A 16,814-nucleotide genomic window follows, 5' to 3' on the forward strand; every position below is an offset into this window, starting at 1 on the left:
ACCTCACCGTCATGAAATCCGTCACTTGATACCATCCCTCGAGGCCGGAATCACATCGACAGGCCGCATCCACGTTTCTACGCTCATACGGTGTCAATTTGTGTCATGGAATCTGCGCATGTCCTCCTTCGCCAAGGCCTCCGACCTTCTTCGTCTCGCCGAGATGGCCGCCGCCCGCCACCTCGGCGTGGGCCTCCAGGACATCGAGGAGGAGTTCGACATCGACCGGCGCACCGCGCAGCGAATGACCAAGGCGTTGGAAACCCTGTTCCCTAACGTCGAGACCCGGCAGGACGAGGCCCGGCGCAAGTTCTGGAAGATCCGCGGTTCGGACGCGCAGCTGATGCTGTCGCAGGGCATCCGCGACGGCGAACTGGCCGCCCTCGAGATGGCGATCCGGCGCGCGGCACGCGACGGCGCGAGCAACGAGGTCAAGGCGCTGACCTCACTGCGCGACCGGCTTTTGGCCAGCATGCCCGGCCCCCATGCCCGCCGCGCCGAGGCCGATGCAGAAGCGGTGCTGGAGGCGCATGGATTCGCCTCGCGCCCGGGGCCGCGGGTGCGCACCGATCCGCGCATCCTGGCGACCATCGCCGAGGCGCTGAAGGCGCCGAACATGTTGACCATCACCTATACGGGCGAGCGCGACAACGCGCCCCGCGACCGCCTGATCGAACCCTACGGCCTGCTGCTCGGCATCCGTCGCTACATCGTCGCCCGCGAAAACGGCGGCGACGGCCGGTTCCGGCATTTCCGCCTCGACCGCGTCGGCGCGGCCCGGCTGGAGCCGCACTCCTTTCAGCGCGATCCCGATTTCGACCTCGACGCCCACGCCGCCCGCGCCTTCGGTTCGTTCCACAACGAGGCCGAGTATGGCGAGGTGGTCTGGCGCTTCGCCCCCTCGGCCGCCCCGACCGCCCGCGAGTTCGTGTTCCACCCGCACCAGGAGATGACCGAGGAGGAGGACGGGTCGCTCACCATCCGCTTCCACGCCTCGGGCTGGCTGGAGATGGCCTGGCATCTCTACCAGTGGGGCGACCGGGTCGAGGTGCTGGCCCCCGAGGGCCTGCGCGCGCTGGTCGCAAGTTATCAGAGGTCCGATTTCCCGGCCTTGCCATAACGCCAATTCCGGTTCCGACCATGTTGCGATCAGAAGGCGAGGATTGAAGACAATGACCGCATGGCTGGGATGAGTCGAGCCCGCTGAGAACAGGCCATGGACGTAACGTGCCGCAGGTTTGCAGGGATGCTTCTTTCCCTGCTCGGAAAACCATCCTGGAGTTTGCGGCTCGGGGAAGACGGGCTAAAGGTAAGCGGTAAACCAGCAATGACATCAATTGCTTCAAGGCCAGCACGGAGGCCGCTCGAAGAAAGCGGAGTACTGACCGACATTGACCCACAGACCATAGACTTCTGGCGGGACACTTCTCGATGAAGACCCCGCTCAGTTCTCAGCGGGAATCAACATTGGGTCGTCAATATGCGTCATAGAGATCGAGCAGCAAGTTCGGATTTCCACCCTCGCCGCGCAGATATTTCAGCAGGTCGTCGAGGATCGGCACGTATTTTTCGCGCCGTCTTGCAAAGGCCTCGTCGACACGCCGACGCGACATCAGATCTTGTCGCGCGGCTTCGATCACCTCGAACAGGCTGTCGGCGAGGGTGTCATTGCCGGTCAGCAGGGCCCTCGGCTCCTTCAGCCTCCAGCGGAGGAGTCCGCCGACAAGGAAGGGGGCGTAATTGAACCGGGTATAGTGCCCGCCCAGTTCCTCGCGAAACTCGATGACCGCGCGTTGCCCGATCTCGTCAACATCCTGGCGCTCGAGAAGCATCGGCGCGGTTTCGGATCTCGAGAGCATCAGCGCAACACACGCGCTTTCGGCACGATAACTCCAGCGTTCGATTCCACGGCGCAGCACAGCGCGCAACACCCGTTCCTCCAACGCGGCATCCCGCACGGTTCTGGAAAAGCCTTGATAGATCAGCACCCAATTACTCTGGTGCCAGATGAACGGATGCGTGCCGATGGTTCCGGCATGGTTTTCGATACAGGTTGCGAGCCATTCGCTGACTTCGGTCGGACAACGTCGGAATTGCCAGGTCAGGAACTTAAGGGCTGCATTGTCCCGTATCCCCTGGGCCGGTCGCGACGTAAGGCGCTCAGCCGTAACGGTCAACGCGGCGTGCGTAAGCATGTCGAGTTGGCGGACGGCATCATCCGAAACCTCCGCCGGGAGGTGCCCATCGCTCGAGACACAGTATTCCTGATAGGGCCGCGCCGCCGCCTTGCGGGCATAAGGCTCCCAATCAGAGACCCCGTTGCTCTCCATCTGGTCGAGCAGCGTGAACATGCCGGGGGCACCCGATGAATCCCGCCAGGGATGCATGCCGCATTTCAGCACTAGGCGGTCCGGAAAGGCGGGCGGGGGCGTTTCAAGTGCCGTGATGATGTCGTCCCAAGCGCGCTCGTCGTCTTCGGCGTTTTCCCAGTCTATGGTGATGCTGCGTGCCAGAGATGGGACCTCCAATACGATCCTGGCGCGACCGGCAGCCGGTTTCTGTTCGACCCAGACAGAGACGGGCGTCTCCTTCTTTAGCGCGACATCCAGCTTGACAAGCGCCTTGCGGGGATGCGGTGCTGCATCCTTTCGGAGATAAACGGGTATTTCGTCGACGCCCTTCGGGATCGCGAACACTGCGGGGCGAGGGCTGCGATAGATATGCCCCGCTTCGAGCGTTTCACTTTCGTCAATCAAATCGAAATTCTGCGCCCGGCCATTCGAAGAGACGATCGTGGAGATTCGTGGAAGAAAGTCGAAATAGACAGGATCGCCGTCACTCATGCGGCAGGCGGCGACAAGAGCACCCTTCGCGACCGCATCCGGCGGCAAGGTTTGCAGGTCTCCGATCTTGAGATCGGTTATCAGTGTCGCAAGGTGTGAGCGGACGTCGCCTTCTGCGATGGTCTCGAGGAACACCTGATCGCAGTCCCCCAGGGACGGGAAAGGGCCGTCCATCGTAAACGCGGGCAGATCACCCGCGCCCGCGAGCGCGATCTCTTCCCAGTCACCGTTCGGCAGGCGCAGGATCTCTCGATCGCAACGCAGACCGAGCGCGAGGCGACCGACCGTTCGCGCCATGGCAAGATTGGCGGCCCGACCGTTTCCACCGTTGTCTCCGATCACCCGATGCCTCACGCGTTCGACGAGGTCTCGCAAACCTATCGAACACCCAAGCATTTGCGCCGCGTTCCGCCGCTCGGGCGCAAGAACGTCTCGGAGGGTGCCAGCACGGCGCACTCGAAGCTTCTGGACTGAAAGCCCCGACGATGCGTGGGACACGATCCCGACGGTGCACTCTTCTTCGATCATACCGGCATCAATGGCGTAAAGAATACCTAGAACCGTCCGCCAGACCAAGGCTGCGTTCCGCATTCTGGCTTGGGACAGCCCGGCGAGCAGGCGTTCCTGCAAAGTCTCCGTGGTCTCGGGGCTGTCCTCGATTGCCAGCACCGTATGGGCGGCACCGCGCGCCAGATCAGAGAAGGCTGCAGCCAATTGTTGCGGACCGCCCGACACTCCTTCCAACAAGGCTCGCAACTGGATTCGTCGGCTTTCGTCTCCGATCGCGCCCCAGCCACCGCCAAGCCCGTGTGGCGCAATATCGGCCGGAAACCCGCCGATCCATCGACCCGTGCGTTCATCGCCGATGCGAACGACCGACCCGAGCGGCCCTGCGGCTCGGACATGAACGCCACCGATCCGTTCGTCCTCGCCCGGGAAAGTGGTCCAGTTGCGTGCGACGTGATCGCGCCAGCCGTTGATATCGAGACCGGCAGCCTTCCTCCTGCTCATGTCGGCAAGCCGTAGAATTCGCTGCGCACGAATTCACGAACGGCACGCAGTCCTGCTGCCAGGCTTTCACCCGAAGCACCCAATGCAATGCCGTTTACGCGGCTGACCCTCCCGTTAGCTCGCGCGGTCTCGGGACTGCCGTGAGCGGGAGTGAGAATGAGTCCGTGACGGAGGATTTCGGTCATGGCGAGCGGTTGCAATTGATCGACAAGGGCCGCTGCCTCCTGCACGGCAGCGTCAAGATCGATGCGCCGCATGGCGTGGGGCGTCCAAACGGCGACACGGTGCGGGATTTCCGAACGTGTCGGGTCCGTAATCCTGAGCGCAACATGCGCTCGCGCTGCCGTGAGCAGCGAGCCAGGTGTCTCCGGCCGCGCTTGCACCTCAACGATCCGGCCGGTCTTACGCAGCCAGAAGACGGCGATCGGCCGGTCCTGGTCGAACCAGCGGCCCGTCTCGGCCTCTGCCCGCCAGTTGATCGGAGACTGGGCAACAAGCTGGGCTTCATCGAGTTCATCAATGGCAAGCGTGACTGCAAGAACCGCGAAATCGGTCCATGTCTGCGCCTGCCATGCCCACAGGTCGTCAATCGCCTTGTCGCGTTTCAGCAATCGCTCCCAACCTTCGCGAACACTGCGGTAGTCCCGATCCTGCATGAGGACGTAGTTGGGTGTGCAACCCGGTTCCGCGACGGACACATCGAGCTCCACCAAGACCGCCCCAAGAGTTCGGCATGTCTTGCGGAGAGCATCGACCTGGGCGTATCGGGCGCTTTCCTTTGCCCGAGGATGCTCACGCATCCACTCCCGTGCCGCGTCGGCGGCGAGCCGGGCATATGCATGGAGAACTCGATTCTCGAGTGTGTCGAAGTTTTCCTGTCGAACCGTCGCGAGGATCCGCTGTCCGGCGCCTGCGCGCTCCGCCACGCTTCGCCCCGGTTGGCGGCTGAGCCAGACCATCGAGGCCCGGTCCATCTCTTGCACGCGGTCCAGAGGTGTAAGTTCCCTATGGCGCCGAAGCACGCGCCGGATGCGTTTAAGCAATGCACCTAGGACCGGCTTGAGTTCCCGTGCCTGCTTGACGATCTCGGCCATACGAGGGTCTTCTTCCCGTTCTGCGCGCTTCCAGGCGGCCCGCAAACGTGCCCATACATCACTCGGATCATCGAGCGCCTCTTCCAGCTCCTGAATCCGCGCGAGCACCTCGTTCATCCAACGCAAAGCGTCCGCGGCAAAGAGCTCGCTTTCGTCCTTGGGATCATGCCCTTTGCGCGGACGGCTGGGGAATCCCGCTCTATCCGGGTTCTCCGCCTGCTCGCGCTTGGGATAGGGGCAGAGCGCCAGGCAGGTATCCTGCCCCCGGACGTTTCCCTTCATGAGAACTGCATGTTGCACGCCCCTCGGCGGCAAGCCTTCGTAGGCGATCATCAGGCAATCGTCGGGTCCAAAAGGTCGGTCCTGCGGAAGGGGGTGCGCGGACCAGGGCCGCGGCAATCTTCGCATCAGCGCGTAACTCCGCTCCACACAAACTGACCGGTCTCCTCGGATGACTGAATCGAGTCGGAGATTGCGTGGGCCAGCTTCTCGTCACCAAGGTCTTGCTCCACGAAGGTCCTGAGCCGGGAAAAATGTGCAGCAGCGACCTCCACATCGACACCTCTGAGTTTCGGGAGTAGGCGCATCTCAACCTGATCCGCCAGCGCGTCTTCGATCGGCCGGGTGCCTTCCGCTTTGGGATAGTTGGCAACGTAGGCCATGATTGCCCGACCCAGCCGGTGTCCGATCGGCCGTTTGAGGTCTTTCATGATCTCGACCATCGTCTCTACGCTGTTGCGAACCCGGGCTTCGCCTTCGACCTCCGAGACGGGACGTACCCAGCCTTGCCAGCGTTCCTGCGACAAGGCCCGCACCTCCGAAACCTCGCCTTCCGGCCGTGCGGTGTTGATCGCGCGAGGTGCAGCGAAACGCAAAACGTTCGCGCGGTCGACGACCTTGTCAGACAAAGACTGTGTGCTTTCGTCTTCGTTCATCGTGCCCGCAAATAGCAGATTGTAGCCTGGGAAGATGCGCGGCGGGTACTGCATGTTGGGGATTTCGAGTTCGATTTCGGCGTCCTTGCGTTCGTTGGCGTCACCGACGTCTTCCGGTTTCGGACGGCTTTCAAGCCGGCTCAGGAAGTCGGAGAAATAGTATTCGACTCGCGCCAGGTTCATCTCGTCGAGGAGGATCATCATCATGCGATCCTGTATGGCGTCGTCATTGTTGATCTCGTCCAGTGCCCAGAGGGCCCTTGCCATGTCGGTAGGCCGGAACTTGCCTTCGATGTAGTTGTAGAAACCCATCAGGTCCTGTGGGCTGTCCCATCTCGGCTGAACTGGAACCTGCAGGAACCCGATTCCCATGCCGGCCGCGTATTGCCGTGGAAGTTGGCTCTTGCCGGTGCCCGAAATCCCGGCAAGCACCGCCATCTGCGTGGTTTCGTTCACCTTCATGGCGGTATGAAAGGCATAAAGCGTTCGGGCCGGATAATGGAGGCCCTTCGCCCGGAAGCGCCGTTCCACCCGTTTGAGCGCGTCGGTTTCGTTCTCTCGGTCAGCGAGAGGCCAGTCAAGCATGGCCCGGATGACGGGCGGCTCTTCCCGAAGCTCGCGCAGCTTGTCGCTCTCGGCAGCCTCGCCATCCGGCGTACGTCCTTCTGCTTTGGCAATTTCCCCCTTGAGATAGGCAAGCCGCGCTTCCAGGGCGGTTCGCGTTTCTCCGAGGGCTTCGAGTTCTCCCTGCTGGCGCCGAAGCTCGACCTTTTCTGCTGCAGACTGCGCTTCGGTGCGCGAGTGCTCCGACTGCACCTCGGCCAACGCATCTCGCGCCTTCGCAACGCGGGCTGTGAGTTCGGCCAGTTCATCGTTCTGCGATGCAATTCGCCCTTCCAGACGGGCGCAGTCGGCTTCAAGCTCGTTTCCGCGGTCTTCCAGGCGCGCCACGCGAGCCTCGGCCTCTTCGAGCCGGCGAAGTTCACCACGCATCGCCTCGACCTTGCCCGATATCTCGGCGTGCTCGTTGGTCAAAGCGTCAATCCTGCCGACAAGCTCCTCCGCTTTTTCAAGGCGTTCCTTGACCGAGAGATATTCGGCCCGCAGCGGGGCGAGCTCGGCTTCGAGCGACTGGCGCTCGATGACGACATCCTCGATTTCGCGGCGCATGGCCTGAACTTCTTCACGCTTGTCACCCATCGCGTTCCATTCCGCGAGGAGTTCTTCTTTCTGTCGGCGCAGCCCGTCGACCTCGGCGCCGATATCAGCGACAACCGCCATCGCCTCGCGCCGTTTGGCGAGTTCCTCCTCAAGGTCGTCCATGAGGCGCTGCTTCTCTTCGAGGCGTTTTTCATAGACGGCAAGCTCCTCGATGGGGCCGGCAGCAGAAACCAGACGATCCTGCCGGATCGCGAGGGTGATCTGCACAATCGCCAAAAGCGCGAGAGCGCCGACGATGATGAACACGATCAGGGTATTGTCGGTGATCATTCTCCCGTCTCCGCTTCTTGCGAGGTCGCCTCGTTTCCGGCTGCCGCGGCCTCCGAAAGCCTGTCGCGCCGATTCGCCAAGGCGTCTTCGGCGGCGGCAATGCGCGCTTGCAGGTCTTCGATGCGATCCTGAAGATCGGTGCGCCGTTCGGCGACGGCGTTCAGTTCGGCCCGGGCCGTCGCCTTCTCTGCCTCGAGAGAAGCGAGGGTCGATTGTGCTGCTTCTGCCGCCGCTTCGGCGGCCTCCGTCGCCGCGATCAATTCGGATTGCTGCTGCTCGAGTTGCGCTATCCGCTCTTCCAGCACCGAGGCACGCCCGGTCAATGCGGCGACGGTCTCGCGCGCGGCATCCACCCGCGCCTGTTCCTGGTCCGCAAGCGCGCGCGCGGCATCCGCCTCCTGCCGCAAGCCGGGTAGCGCGCTTTCCAAGCCGGCCTTTTCCGCCTGAAGGCGCTCGACATCAGCTGACAAACCCTCGACTTCCATCCGCAGCACATCCAGTCTGGTCACCTCCGCTTCCGCGCTATCGACCCGCGCACGAAGTGCTGCGAGCGCGTCAGCAAGCGTAGCCTCTTCCGAGCGGGACGATTTCAGCGCCTCTGTGGTTTGCGCCAGTTGCGCACGAGCCTCCAAGAGCCGCTCTTCCGCAAGCTTGGCTTGGGCGTCCAACTCTTCTGCCGTGGTTCGCTTCACCGCCAACTCGGCGATTAGGGCGTCGCGCGTTTCGCTAAGATCGGTCAGATCGCCGTTCAGCGTTTCGACCGATACCCTCAGTGTTTCCGCCTCTTCCGTGCGCGCGGCGATCGCGTCCTGAATACCGCGGAGAGTTTCATTCGCGGCGGCAAGCGTGGCCCTGGTTTCACTCTCTTCGGTCCGAAGCCCCTCAAGAACCGACCCCAAGCGATCCTCTTCGTTTTCGAGGTTCCGCACCTGCCGTATCTGGGCCTCGAGGTCTTTCACCTGTGGCCCCAACTCGTCGAATTGAGCTTGAAGGGCATCCCGTTGACCCGTGAGCTGGTTATTTTCCTCTGCGAGACGGGCATTCCTCGCCTCCGCCTCATCGCTTCTTTCGGTCAAGGACTGAACGGTCTTCTCGAGAGACGCGATCTCGGCCTCGAGTTCCCGTCTGCGCGCGGTCAGGTCGCGGGTTTCGCGCCGCAAACGCTCCGCTTCTGCAATGGTGGACCGCGCCGCACTCGTCTCTGCCGCAAGCGCTTCGAACTCCGTACGGGCCGCCTCGATCCTCTTTAGAGCATCGGCCTCCAGTTTTCTGGCACTTTCCAGGGCCTCTTGGCGCGCAGCGACTTGTTCTGCGAGATCAGCCTCGGAAGCCCGAAGCCCCAGGATTTCGAACCTTGCCGCCGCCACCAATTCACGTGCCGCATCACGTTCCTTGATCGCGCTCGCAAGCTGGTTCTGCAAATGCGGCAGATCGCTCTTTATCCGTCCGTATTCCCGATCCAGACCATTGACCTGAAACAGGAGGTATCCCGACGTTGCCAAGGCGACCGTCGCGAGTCCGAGCGCTACAAAGGTGTTGCGGCTGGATTTACGAGAGGTCCCGTTCGACGATGTCAATGCATCCCTCCATATCCTTTGCAAGTTCATCGACCCAGAACCGACGGACGCGCCATCCCAACGATTTGAGCTGGTGATCACGCCAAAGATCGGATGTTTTCCGGCGTCCGTCCGGTGTCTGGTGCCAGCGTCGCCCGTCCACCTCTAGATCGAGCTTCACGCCATTGGTGCCAAACAAGGCGAAGTCGAGCCGCCGCCCGGCGATCTCGTGCTGCGGCTCCGGATCGAGACCGCGTTCCTTGAGGGCGTAGAAAACCCGCCGCTCCCAATCGCTGTCGAAAACACCTTCACCGGACTGCCGTTTCGGCTCGGTCGCCCGGGCGTCCAGGGTCCTAAGCGTCTTGGACCTACCGGACCGGGCGAATTCCAGATCGCCGAAGATCATCGCGATGGCCCGCGCCCGCGAGATCGCGACGTTGAGCCGCCGCGCGTCCCTTTGGAAGAAAGTCAGTCCCGATTGCGGGCTGCGGGGGCCAACGCAGGGTGAAAACAGGATCAGATCCCGTTCCTGCCCCTGAAAGCCATCCACCGTCCCGATCTTCAGATCGGCCGCCACCCGCTTATGTTCCGGTATGCTCGCCACTGCTTCCTGCAAGGCCATCACCTGGGCGCGGAACGGTGTGATAACGCCGACGCTCCCCTGATAATCCTGCTCCTCCAGAAGAAGCCGTAAATGTCGCGTGATCGCGGAAACCTCTGCGGGATTGACATTTCCGGCCTGCGGAATTCCGGGCGCCGGAACGTGTTCCCAAGCCAGGCCAGGCTTGGCGCCCTTCGGCAGGATAAGGCCCTTGGGGTCATAGGAGGTCTCGAGCTGGCCGCCGTAGAAGTAGTCGCTGATGTACTCGACGATCGGGCCGGCGGAGCGATACTGATGGCGCAGCGTGACGCGCGGCACATCCGGCACGCGCGAGGCGAAGTCGAACAGCGAACGCCGGCTTTGTGCGAACCGCGCCATCTTCGCGACCGGGAGGTTCTGCGCCTGCATGAGGTTCCTGTCCTGTGCGCGCCCCAATTGCGCAATGAAAGACAGCTGTTGATCGTCACCGACGACCACCGCCCTCTTGGCCCGGGCGAATAGTGGGATGGCTGTGGCGATGTCGCACTGGCTTGCCTCGTCGAAGATGACCAGATCGAAGAGCCCGTCATCGAGGGGGATACGCCGCGGCGTTCCGAGGATGGAGGCCAGCCAGAGTGGCCTGTGCTCCAGAACGGCCCGGGATAGGTCGTTGGGAAGGTGCCCCCTTCCCCCGGCAAAGGTCCAGTCGTCGTAGGTCTCGGCGATCGCCTGCCGCCTTGCCTCGCCGATAGCCGTTCGGCGATGCATCGCCCGCGGAAGAACCGCTTTCGCAAGCTCTTGAACGCGTTCTCCGAGTTCGACCGGGTCCGCGACCGGTTGCAGCGCATCGCGGGACGCCCGCTTGCGGTCAAGTTGGCTTCGCAGATCGGACAAGCTTGCACCATGGAGTAACGTTTCACCGGAAGCCGTCTGCGAACCCGTTCCTTTGGAGAACATGCGAAGAAGTAAGACGATAAGGCGGCGCCATAGGGACAGCGCCGGAGCAACGGGTGCATGGTCAAGGTCCCGCCTGCCGCGGCTCTCCCGATAGGCTACGCTTTCAAGCAGATCGGCGATTTCGCATTCCAGCTCCGCACGTGCGGAAAGAGTATCGATCGCAGCGCTCCTTTCGCGGGCTGCCACCCTCAGGTCGCCGATCATCGCATCATCGAAATCTCCGAGATGTTGATGCGCGTGATCCCGGTCGATCAACGCCTTCAACGCATCGACGAAACCGATATCGATCTCCTCTTCGGGCTTAAGCGTGCGCGTCACGAACGGGGCATCGGGCGCAAGCGCGCCAAGGCGGTCTTCGACGGCGTCTAACGCCTGATGGTTCTTCGATGCCACCAGAACGCTGCCTCCGGACAGCAGAACCGATGCGGCCATGGATACGATTGCCTGGCTCTTGCCGGTTCCCGGCGGTCCGGTCACGACCGAGAGGGCTTCGGAACAGGCATTTCGGACCGCCATGGTCTGTTCCGCATTCAACGGACCGACGTTGATCGCGGCAAAGTCCCGGACATCAGCCTGCGATGCGATGCCGAAGACTTTCGCAAGGGCAGTGCGGGCGATTCTCTCGGTTGGCCAAGTCGCGATCGTGTCCAGATCCCGCGCGGCGCCGGCGGTGAAGCTCGAGTCCGTTGGAAGAAACAGCGCTGCCGCATCGAAGATTCCGGTCGAGGTCTCATCGAGCCGGGGGGCAAGATCTTCGCCGACGAGACGTCCACGGATTTGGCTCGCCACCGCATCCTTTACCTTCAGGAGGAAATCGCTTGCATGCAGGCCGACTCCGTCCTCCGCATCGAACAGTTCCCTGAGCGCATCTCGGTGCCACCCGGTCTGACGCGCCGCTTCGCGAAGCCAATCCGGATTCACCAGCACATCGTCCGCATCTACCGACAGCACGAGGTCGCCGTCGCGGCGTTCCCACCTCGCGGAAAGCAATCCGACCGGCTGAAAGGCTGGAACACCCCGTACCCTCGTGACGGCCATGGGCCAGCCGACGGCAAGCGCGTTCTCGTGACCTTCCCTGAGCACGATCGCTTCACGGAATGATGGCGTCAGTGCATCCAGCGCCATGGTTAGCCTTAGCGTTTCGCCTTCCGAAGGTGCGATCGGTCCGCGCCCGCAAATGAGGGTCCATTCCACCCCGTGCTTGTCGGCAACTTGCGTGGTCGCCCCGCGCGGGTCCGCGCGGAGGGCCGAGCGCCAGTATCGCAAAAGGGCCTGATAATCGACGGTTGCTCCGACCTCGCCCGGATCCAGCGGCGACTGTTCCTCATCGGGAGCCGGCATTCGCGCGAACAGCGCAGGCGCCGCAACAAGATCATTCCGGGATTGTTCCGGCTGGGAGCCGGCATGTGCGCTGCCAGCGCCTACCCTTTCGTCAATTCGGCGCGAAGCCACACGCCACTTTCCATCGCGCCCCCTCTCGACGTGACCATCGCGCAGGAGATGATCCAACTCCGCTAATGCGGCCAAGCGTTTGTCATGGGAGAATGCTGCACCGACCAAGACAAGTAATTCCTCGGTCGTGCGTCCGCGCGGAAACGCCTTCAAGGTACGAAAAAGAAGCGACATCCTAGAAATACTGGTCCCCGAAGACCCCACAAGCAGCCCGTTTCGGGAAAGCGATCATGCTACTATCTTGCGACAACAACCCCTGATCGCAATTTTGTGCCATGCCGCATCATGGATATCAACATGCAGTCGGACAGCAGTCGCACGGGGTTCCGGCCTAAGCATATGAAATTCTTTTATTTCAGGGTGGCCATTGTTGCAGAACTCTCGCCGTGAAGCATTCGCATCACGAATCCATGCGGTTAGACGGATGGCATGAGCAAGCCCAAGCCCGCCCGTTACCGCACGACGAACTGGTCCGCCTAGAACGCTGCGCCCCGCAAGCGCGGGTCGTTGTTGATCTGGCTGGACAAGGAGATGGCCTGGCACGCGCCGCATGAGGGCCGCCCTGGGCGCCAGCCGGTGTTCTCGGCTGCGGCGATCCAGTTCTGATGGGTTGGACACCCCCGCCCGACGGCATCGCAATGTGCCATGGTGGTGATGTCGAAATCGCCACAGAGGAGAGGTGTCCATGGAAGCAATTACCATAGTCGGGGTCGATCTGGCCAAGAGCGTTTTCCAGGTTCACACCGCAAATTCAGACGGGCGAGCCGTCATCAGAAAGCGGCTGCCGCGCACCCGTTTCCTGTCCTTCATGTCACAGATCAAGCCCTGCGTGGTCGCGATGGAAGCTTGCGCAACCTCGCACCACTGGGCGCGTGAACTGACGTCCCTCGGACACAACGTTCGTTTGATACCACCGATCTACGTGAAACCTTTTGTGAAGCGCCAGAAAAACGATGCCAACGACGCTGAGGCTATTGTCGAAGCGGCGCTGAGGCCAGCGATGCGCACGGTGCCAGTCAAATCTCCGGAGCAGCAGGCCCTTGCCATGCTATTCCGGACACGCGAACTGCTGCTGACGCAGAAGACCCAACTGGTAAACGCGCTTCGGGCCCATCTGGCAGAGCATGGGGTCATCGTGGCGGGAGGTCGTCGATCGATTGATCCGTTCATCCGCATTCTCGATGATGTGACAAACACGCTTTCTCATGTGGTGCGCAAGGTCGGCGCCATTTATCTGGACCGGATTGCCCGGACAGCTGGCGAAATCGAAGATCTGGAGCGGCAGATCGACGAGCATGCCAAGGAGCAAGAGATGGCGCAGCGCCTCCGCACCATTCCGGGGGTCGGGCCAGTCACGGCCATGGCCATTGAGGCTTTCGCTCCGGCCATGGAGAGTTTTGCGCGCGGCAGGGATTTCTCGGCCTGGCTCGGGCTTGTTCCCCGGCAACATTCCAGTGGAGGCAAGCAGCGCTTGGGACGAACGTCGAAAATGGGGCAGCGCGATATCCGCAGGTTGTTGATCAGCGGCGCGATGTCGATCATCCACTGGAGGGGGCGGAACGGTGGAAAGCCCGGATCATGGCTGGCGCGAATGCTTGCATGCAAATCGCGGATGCTGACCGCCATCGCCCTGGCCAACAAACTCGCCAGGGTCATCTGGGCCATTATGACACGGAAAGACGTTTACAGAGATCCTGCGGGTGCGATCTGCTGACCGCGCCCTGTCAGGAGCGTCGGTGACGCAAGTAGAGCACTGATCTCGTATGGGCAAAAGATCGACCGATCGGGGTGGGGCAGCCAGCGAAAGGCAAAGAGCTTCGAGCTCGCAGTTCTGATATGGCCTCCATCCGCGCATCACCATCCCGGCCAGCGGCATGAACGGCCGCGCACGAAGGCCTTACACATGTTAGCAGCCGGTCACTTGCTCGCGAAGATCACAAAAATACTTGCGCAAGCGGGGGTATCCACACATGCCTGTCGATCAAGGTGCTGTTCAGGCTGCCGCTCAGACAGCCCGCCGGGATGGTCGCCAGTCTGCTGCGGCTCGCGGGGCTGGACTGGCCCGTTCCGGACTACTCGACCCTGTGCCGCAGGCAGAAGACCCTGGAGGTGTACATCCACGATCGCCGTGCTGGCGGGCCGCTGAACCTGCTGGTGGACAGCACCGGCATCAAGTTCCTCGGCGATGGCGAGTGGGGCTCCGCCCGTTCAGGGCTGAAACGATCCCCCGGATCGTTTCCAAGGCGCCCTTCACCCCCGAAGCATGGTGTTCAGGGGCGACGGTGAGCCATTCCGCGCCATTGGTCCGAGCGACAATGGCGAACGGCGCAAGGTCCATCTGGCCATGGACACCGCCACATCCGACATCCGCGCGGTCGAGTTCACCCCGAGCCGGGAAGGCGACAGCCCCGTCCTGCCAGACCTGCTGGACCAGATCCCGGACGACGAAGACATCGGGACCGTGACCGCAGATGGCGCCTGCGACACCCGCCGCTGCCACGGCGCCATCATCGCACGCGGTGGCACGGCGATCATCCCGATCCGCAAGAATGGCCGACCGTGGAAGGAGGATTGCTCAGCCGCGCTCGCCATTGTCCTCGGACCAATGGCGGACAATGGCTCGCCCCGCAACGAAACCCTGCGCGCCACACGTCACTACGGCCGGGCGTTCTGGAAACGGTGGACGGGAGACCACGCCCGCAGCCGCGCCGAGGCCAGGATGCGCTGCCTCAAGTCCTTCGGCGAGCGCATCGCCGCGAGAGACCCAGACCGCCAAACCGCCGAAATCCACATCCGCGTCGCACTCATCAACCGCTTCAATGCCCTCGGCACCGCCGAGATCGTCCGCGTGGCCTGAACCGGAAGGGCAAGGGGAAGTCACGCCTCAAGCCACTTTTCTGCCAAAATGCCGGTCGGGAGCATAATCGACCAATACTCAAAGGATGGATTCTTGGGTGGACAATCTCCCGCATCCAAACACTAACCTATTGAATAAAAAACACTTTCGAAATTAATATGGTGCCCGCGGCCGGACTCGAACCGGCACGGCGTTCGCCTAGGGATTTTAAGTCCCCTGTGTCTACCAATTCCACCACGCGGGCGCGGCGCGGACCATAGCGGCGCGACCGGGCGATGGAAAGCGCTAGCGGCGCGCGGTGACGACCGTGTCGCCCCCCGCGATCAGATGAAGCGCCCCGTCGGGCGCGATGTCGAACCGATCGACCCGCGCCAGCGCGTCGAGCAGGCGCCGTTCCTGCGCCATCAGGGCGTCGGGGCAGGCCATCATCGTCACCGCAAGCGGCGCGAAGTGCAGCCCCTCGCCCGTCATCTCGACGCCGCCGCTGAACCGGTTGCACCCCGCCGACCCGGCCACGCGGCCGCCCGGCGTGAAGGCCAGCGTCACGGTCGAGGCGTCGATCACCCCCTGCCCCGCGATCTCCGCGACCCACCAGGGATGCGCGGTCAAAAGGTCCATCGGGTCGCCGCCACAGCCCGACAAGCGCCGCCCGCCCGTTTCGACCGTGGCCCGGGCGGGATAGGGCATGCCCGTCATGTCGTCATGGCAGAGGTCCAGCCGCAGGCTCAGCACGAGATCCGCCCCCTCGGCCGCGTAACGCCGCACGCCGTCGACCGTTTCGGGTTCGGGCAGCGGGGCCGTGATGTCGGTTTCGCCGTAATCGCCAAGGTAACGCATCTGCCCGCCTGCGATCTGCAGCGTCCAGCCAGGTTCGTTGCCGAGGGCGGTGTAGCTTTCGCCGGGAAGCGTTTCGGTGCATTCGGGAAACGCCGTGCCGGACAGGCGGAGCGTGGCGGCGTCGCCCTTGGTCCAGATCCAGGTTTCGGGGTCACCGGACGCCACGTATTTCGCCCCCGAGGCCGTAGGTTCGGGCACGAGGTCCAGGTAGCGGCCCCCGACCCGCAGCCGCGCGCCGCCTTCGACGACGCCCAGGTCCGCCGTCAGTTCGCCGCAACTGAACGTCGTGGCGACCCCCATCGGCTGGACCCCCCGCAGCGGCACCATCCCGAGGGTGACCGGATCGGTCCCGGCCTCGATCGTGACCGGTAGGGACAGCCAGCGGACCGCGCCCCCCACCCGCAGGCCCGCGCGCAGCGACAGGGCCGGGCCGGACGGCGCCGCGACCGCGAAGGGCAGCGGCACCTGCGCGCCCTCGGTCGGCGCGGCCCGGCGCGCCACCAGCGCGCCCGTGTCGTCGCGCAATTCGACCAGCATCCGGGCCTCGGGCGGCAGCGCGATCCGTTCGCGATAGGCCAGGCTGCCCGAAACCGGGCGGGTGTCCTGGGCGGCGGCGGCCAGCGGCAGGGCACACAGGACAAGGGCGGTGATGCGTTTCATGGCGGCGGCCTTCGGTTGCGATCGTCACGCCAGCCTAGCACGGAACCGCGCGCCCCGGTCACGTGAGGTTCGCCAGCCCGGTATCCTTGACCGCCTCCATCGCGACATAGGTGGAGGTGTTGGCGACATGGGGCAGCGCGGACAGGCGGTCGGCCATCACCTCGCGATAGCTGGCCATGTCGGCGGTCCTGACCTTCAGCAGGTAGTCGAAGCCGCCCGCGATCATGTGGCATTCCTCGATCTCGGGGATCGCGCGGACGGCGGCGTTGAACTGTCTCAGCGCGGCCTCGCGGGTGTCGGTCAGGCGCACCTCGACAAAGGCGACATGGGCCAGGCCCAGCCGGATCGGGTTCAGCATCGCGCGGTAGCCGGTGATGATGCCGTCCTGTTCCAGCCGTCGCAGACGCGCCTGGGTCGGCGTCTTGGACAGGCCGATCCGGCGGGCGAGTTCGGCCACGGGGATGCGCCCCTCGGCGGCGAGAACGCGCAGAATCGCGCGGTCGTGGCGGTCGAGCGGCGGAAGATCGTTCGGCATGTCCTG

General features: G+C 63.3%; 9 protein-coding genes, 1 tRNA gene and 2 pseudogenes. 4 read left to right on the forward strand and 8 right to left on the reverse strand.

The window, feature by feature from the left end; translation table 11 throughout:
- Positions 1-118 precede the first annotated feature (118 nt).
- Positions 119-1,120 (forward strand): helix-turn-helix transcriptional regulator, encoded by a 1,002-nt coding sequence (locus tag EV662_RS09525; RefSeq protein WP_132461934.1) that lies wholly within the window; start codon positions 119-121, stop codon positions 1,118-1,120.
- A gap of 355 nt (positions 1,121-1,475) precedes the next feature.
- On the opposite strand, the gene EV662_RS09530 is transcribed toward EV662_RS09525, so the two are convergent.
- The 5 genes from EV662_RS09530 to EV662_RS09550 all read right to left on the reverse strand — a co-directional run bounded on the left by EV662_RS09530 (position 1,476) and on the right by EV662_RS09550 (position 12,093).
- Positions 1,476-3,854: a hypothetical protein gene (locus EV662_RS09530; protein ID WP_132461935.1), complete on the reverse strand. Its 2,379-nt coding sequence runs from the start codon at positions 3,852-3,854 to the stop codon at positions 1,476-1,478.
- Positions 3,851-5,281 carry a hypothetical protein gene (locus tag EV662_RS09535; protein WP_132461936.1) on the reverse strand — a complete coding sequence of 477 codons (1,431 nt, stop codon included), beginning with the start codon at positions 5,279-5,281 and terminating at the stop codon, positions 3,851-3,853. Before EV662_RS09535 ends, EV662_RS09530 begins: the two co-directional genes overlap by 4 nt.
- A gap of 74 nt (positions 5,282-5,355) precedes the next feature.
- Positions 5,356-7,374, reverse strand: a complete 2,019-nt coding sequence (locus EV662_RS09540) for an McrB family protein (protein ID WP_132461937.1) — start codon at positions 7,372-7,374, stop codon at positions 5,356-5,358.
- The gene (locus tag EV662_RS09545) at positions 7,371-8,951 is read right to left on the reverse strand and encodes a coiled-coil domain-containing protein (RefSeq protein ID WP_132461938.1); all 1,581 of its coding nucleotides are present in this window, start codon (positions 8,949-8,951) and stop codon (positions 7,371-7,373) included. Before EV662_RS09545 ends, EV662_RS09540 begins: the two co-directional genes overlap by 4 nt.
- A complete protein-coding gene (locus EV662_RS09550; protein WP_132461939.1) occupies positions 8,923-12,093 on the reverse strand; it encodes an AAA domain-containing protein in 3,171 nt (1,056 codons plus the stop codon). Before EV662_RS09550 ends, EV662_RS09545 begins: the two co-directional genes overlap by 29 nt.
- A gap of 255 nt (positions 12,094-12,348) precedes the next feature.
- On the opposite strand from EV662_RS09550, the pseudogene EV662_RS09555 reads away from it, so the two are divergent.
- The 3 genes and pseudogenes from EV662_RS09555 to EV662_RS09565 all read left to right on the forward strand — a co-directional run.
- A pseudogene (locus EV662_RS09555) lies at positions 12,349-12,522 on the forward strand (transposase); the annotation flags it as partial.
- A gap of 82 nt (positions 12,523-12,604) precedes the next feature.
- A complete protein-coding gene (locus tag EV662_RS09560) occupies positions 12,605-13,633 on the forward strand; it encodes an IS110 family RNA-guided transposase (protein WP_132461940.1) in 1,029 nt (342 codons plus the stop codon).
- Positions 13,634-13,881: 248 nt separating this feature from the next.
- A pseudogene (locus EV662_RS09565) lies at positions 13,882-14,776 on the forward strand (IS5 family transposase); the annotation flags it as partial.
- A gap of 159 nt (positions 14,777-14,935) precedes the next feature.
- Here the strand turns inward: EV662_RS09565 and EV662_RS09570 are convergent.
- The 3 genes from EV662_RS09570 to EV662_RS09580 form a co-directional block, all read right to left on the reverse strand.
- Positions 14,936-15,020: transfer RNA gene (locus EV662_RS09570), tRNA-Leu, on the reverse strand.
- Between the two features lie 41 nt (positions 15,021-15,061).
- Complete coding sequence (locus EV662_RS09575) at positions 15,062-16,273, reverse strand: META domain-containing protein (RefSeq protein ID WP_132461941.1); 1,212 nt, start codon at positions 16,271-16,273, stop codon at positions 15,062-15,064.
- 58 nt (positions 16,274-16,331) lie between these two features.
- Positions 16,332-16,808 carry an Lrp/AsnC family transcriptional regulator gene (locus tag EV662_RS09580; RefSeq protein WP_132461942.1) on the reverse strand — a complete coding sequence of 159 codons (477 nt, stop codon included), beginning with the start codon at positions 16,806-16,808 and terminating at the stop codon, positions 16,332-16,334.
- Positions 16,809-16,814: the final 6 nt, after the last annotated feature.

It is taken from the genome of Rhodovulum marinum (genome assembly GCF_004343075.1).
Classification (GTDB): Bacteria; Pseudomonadota; Alphaproteobacteria; order Rhodobacterales; family Rhodobacteraceae; genus Rhodovulum; species Rhodovulum marinum.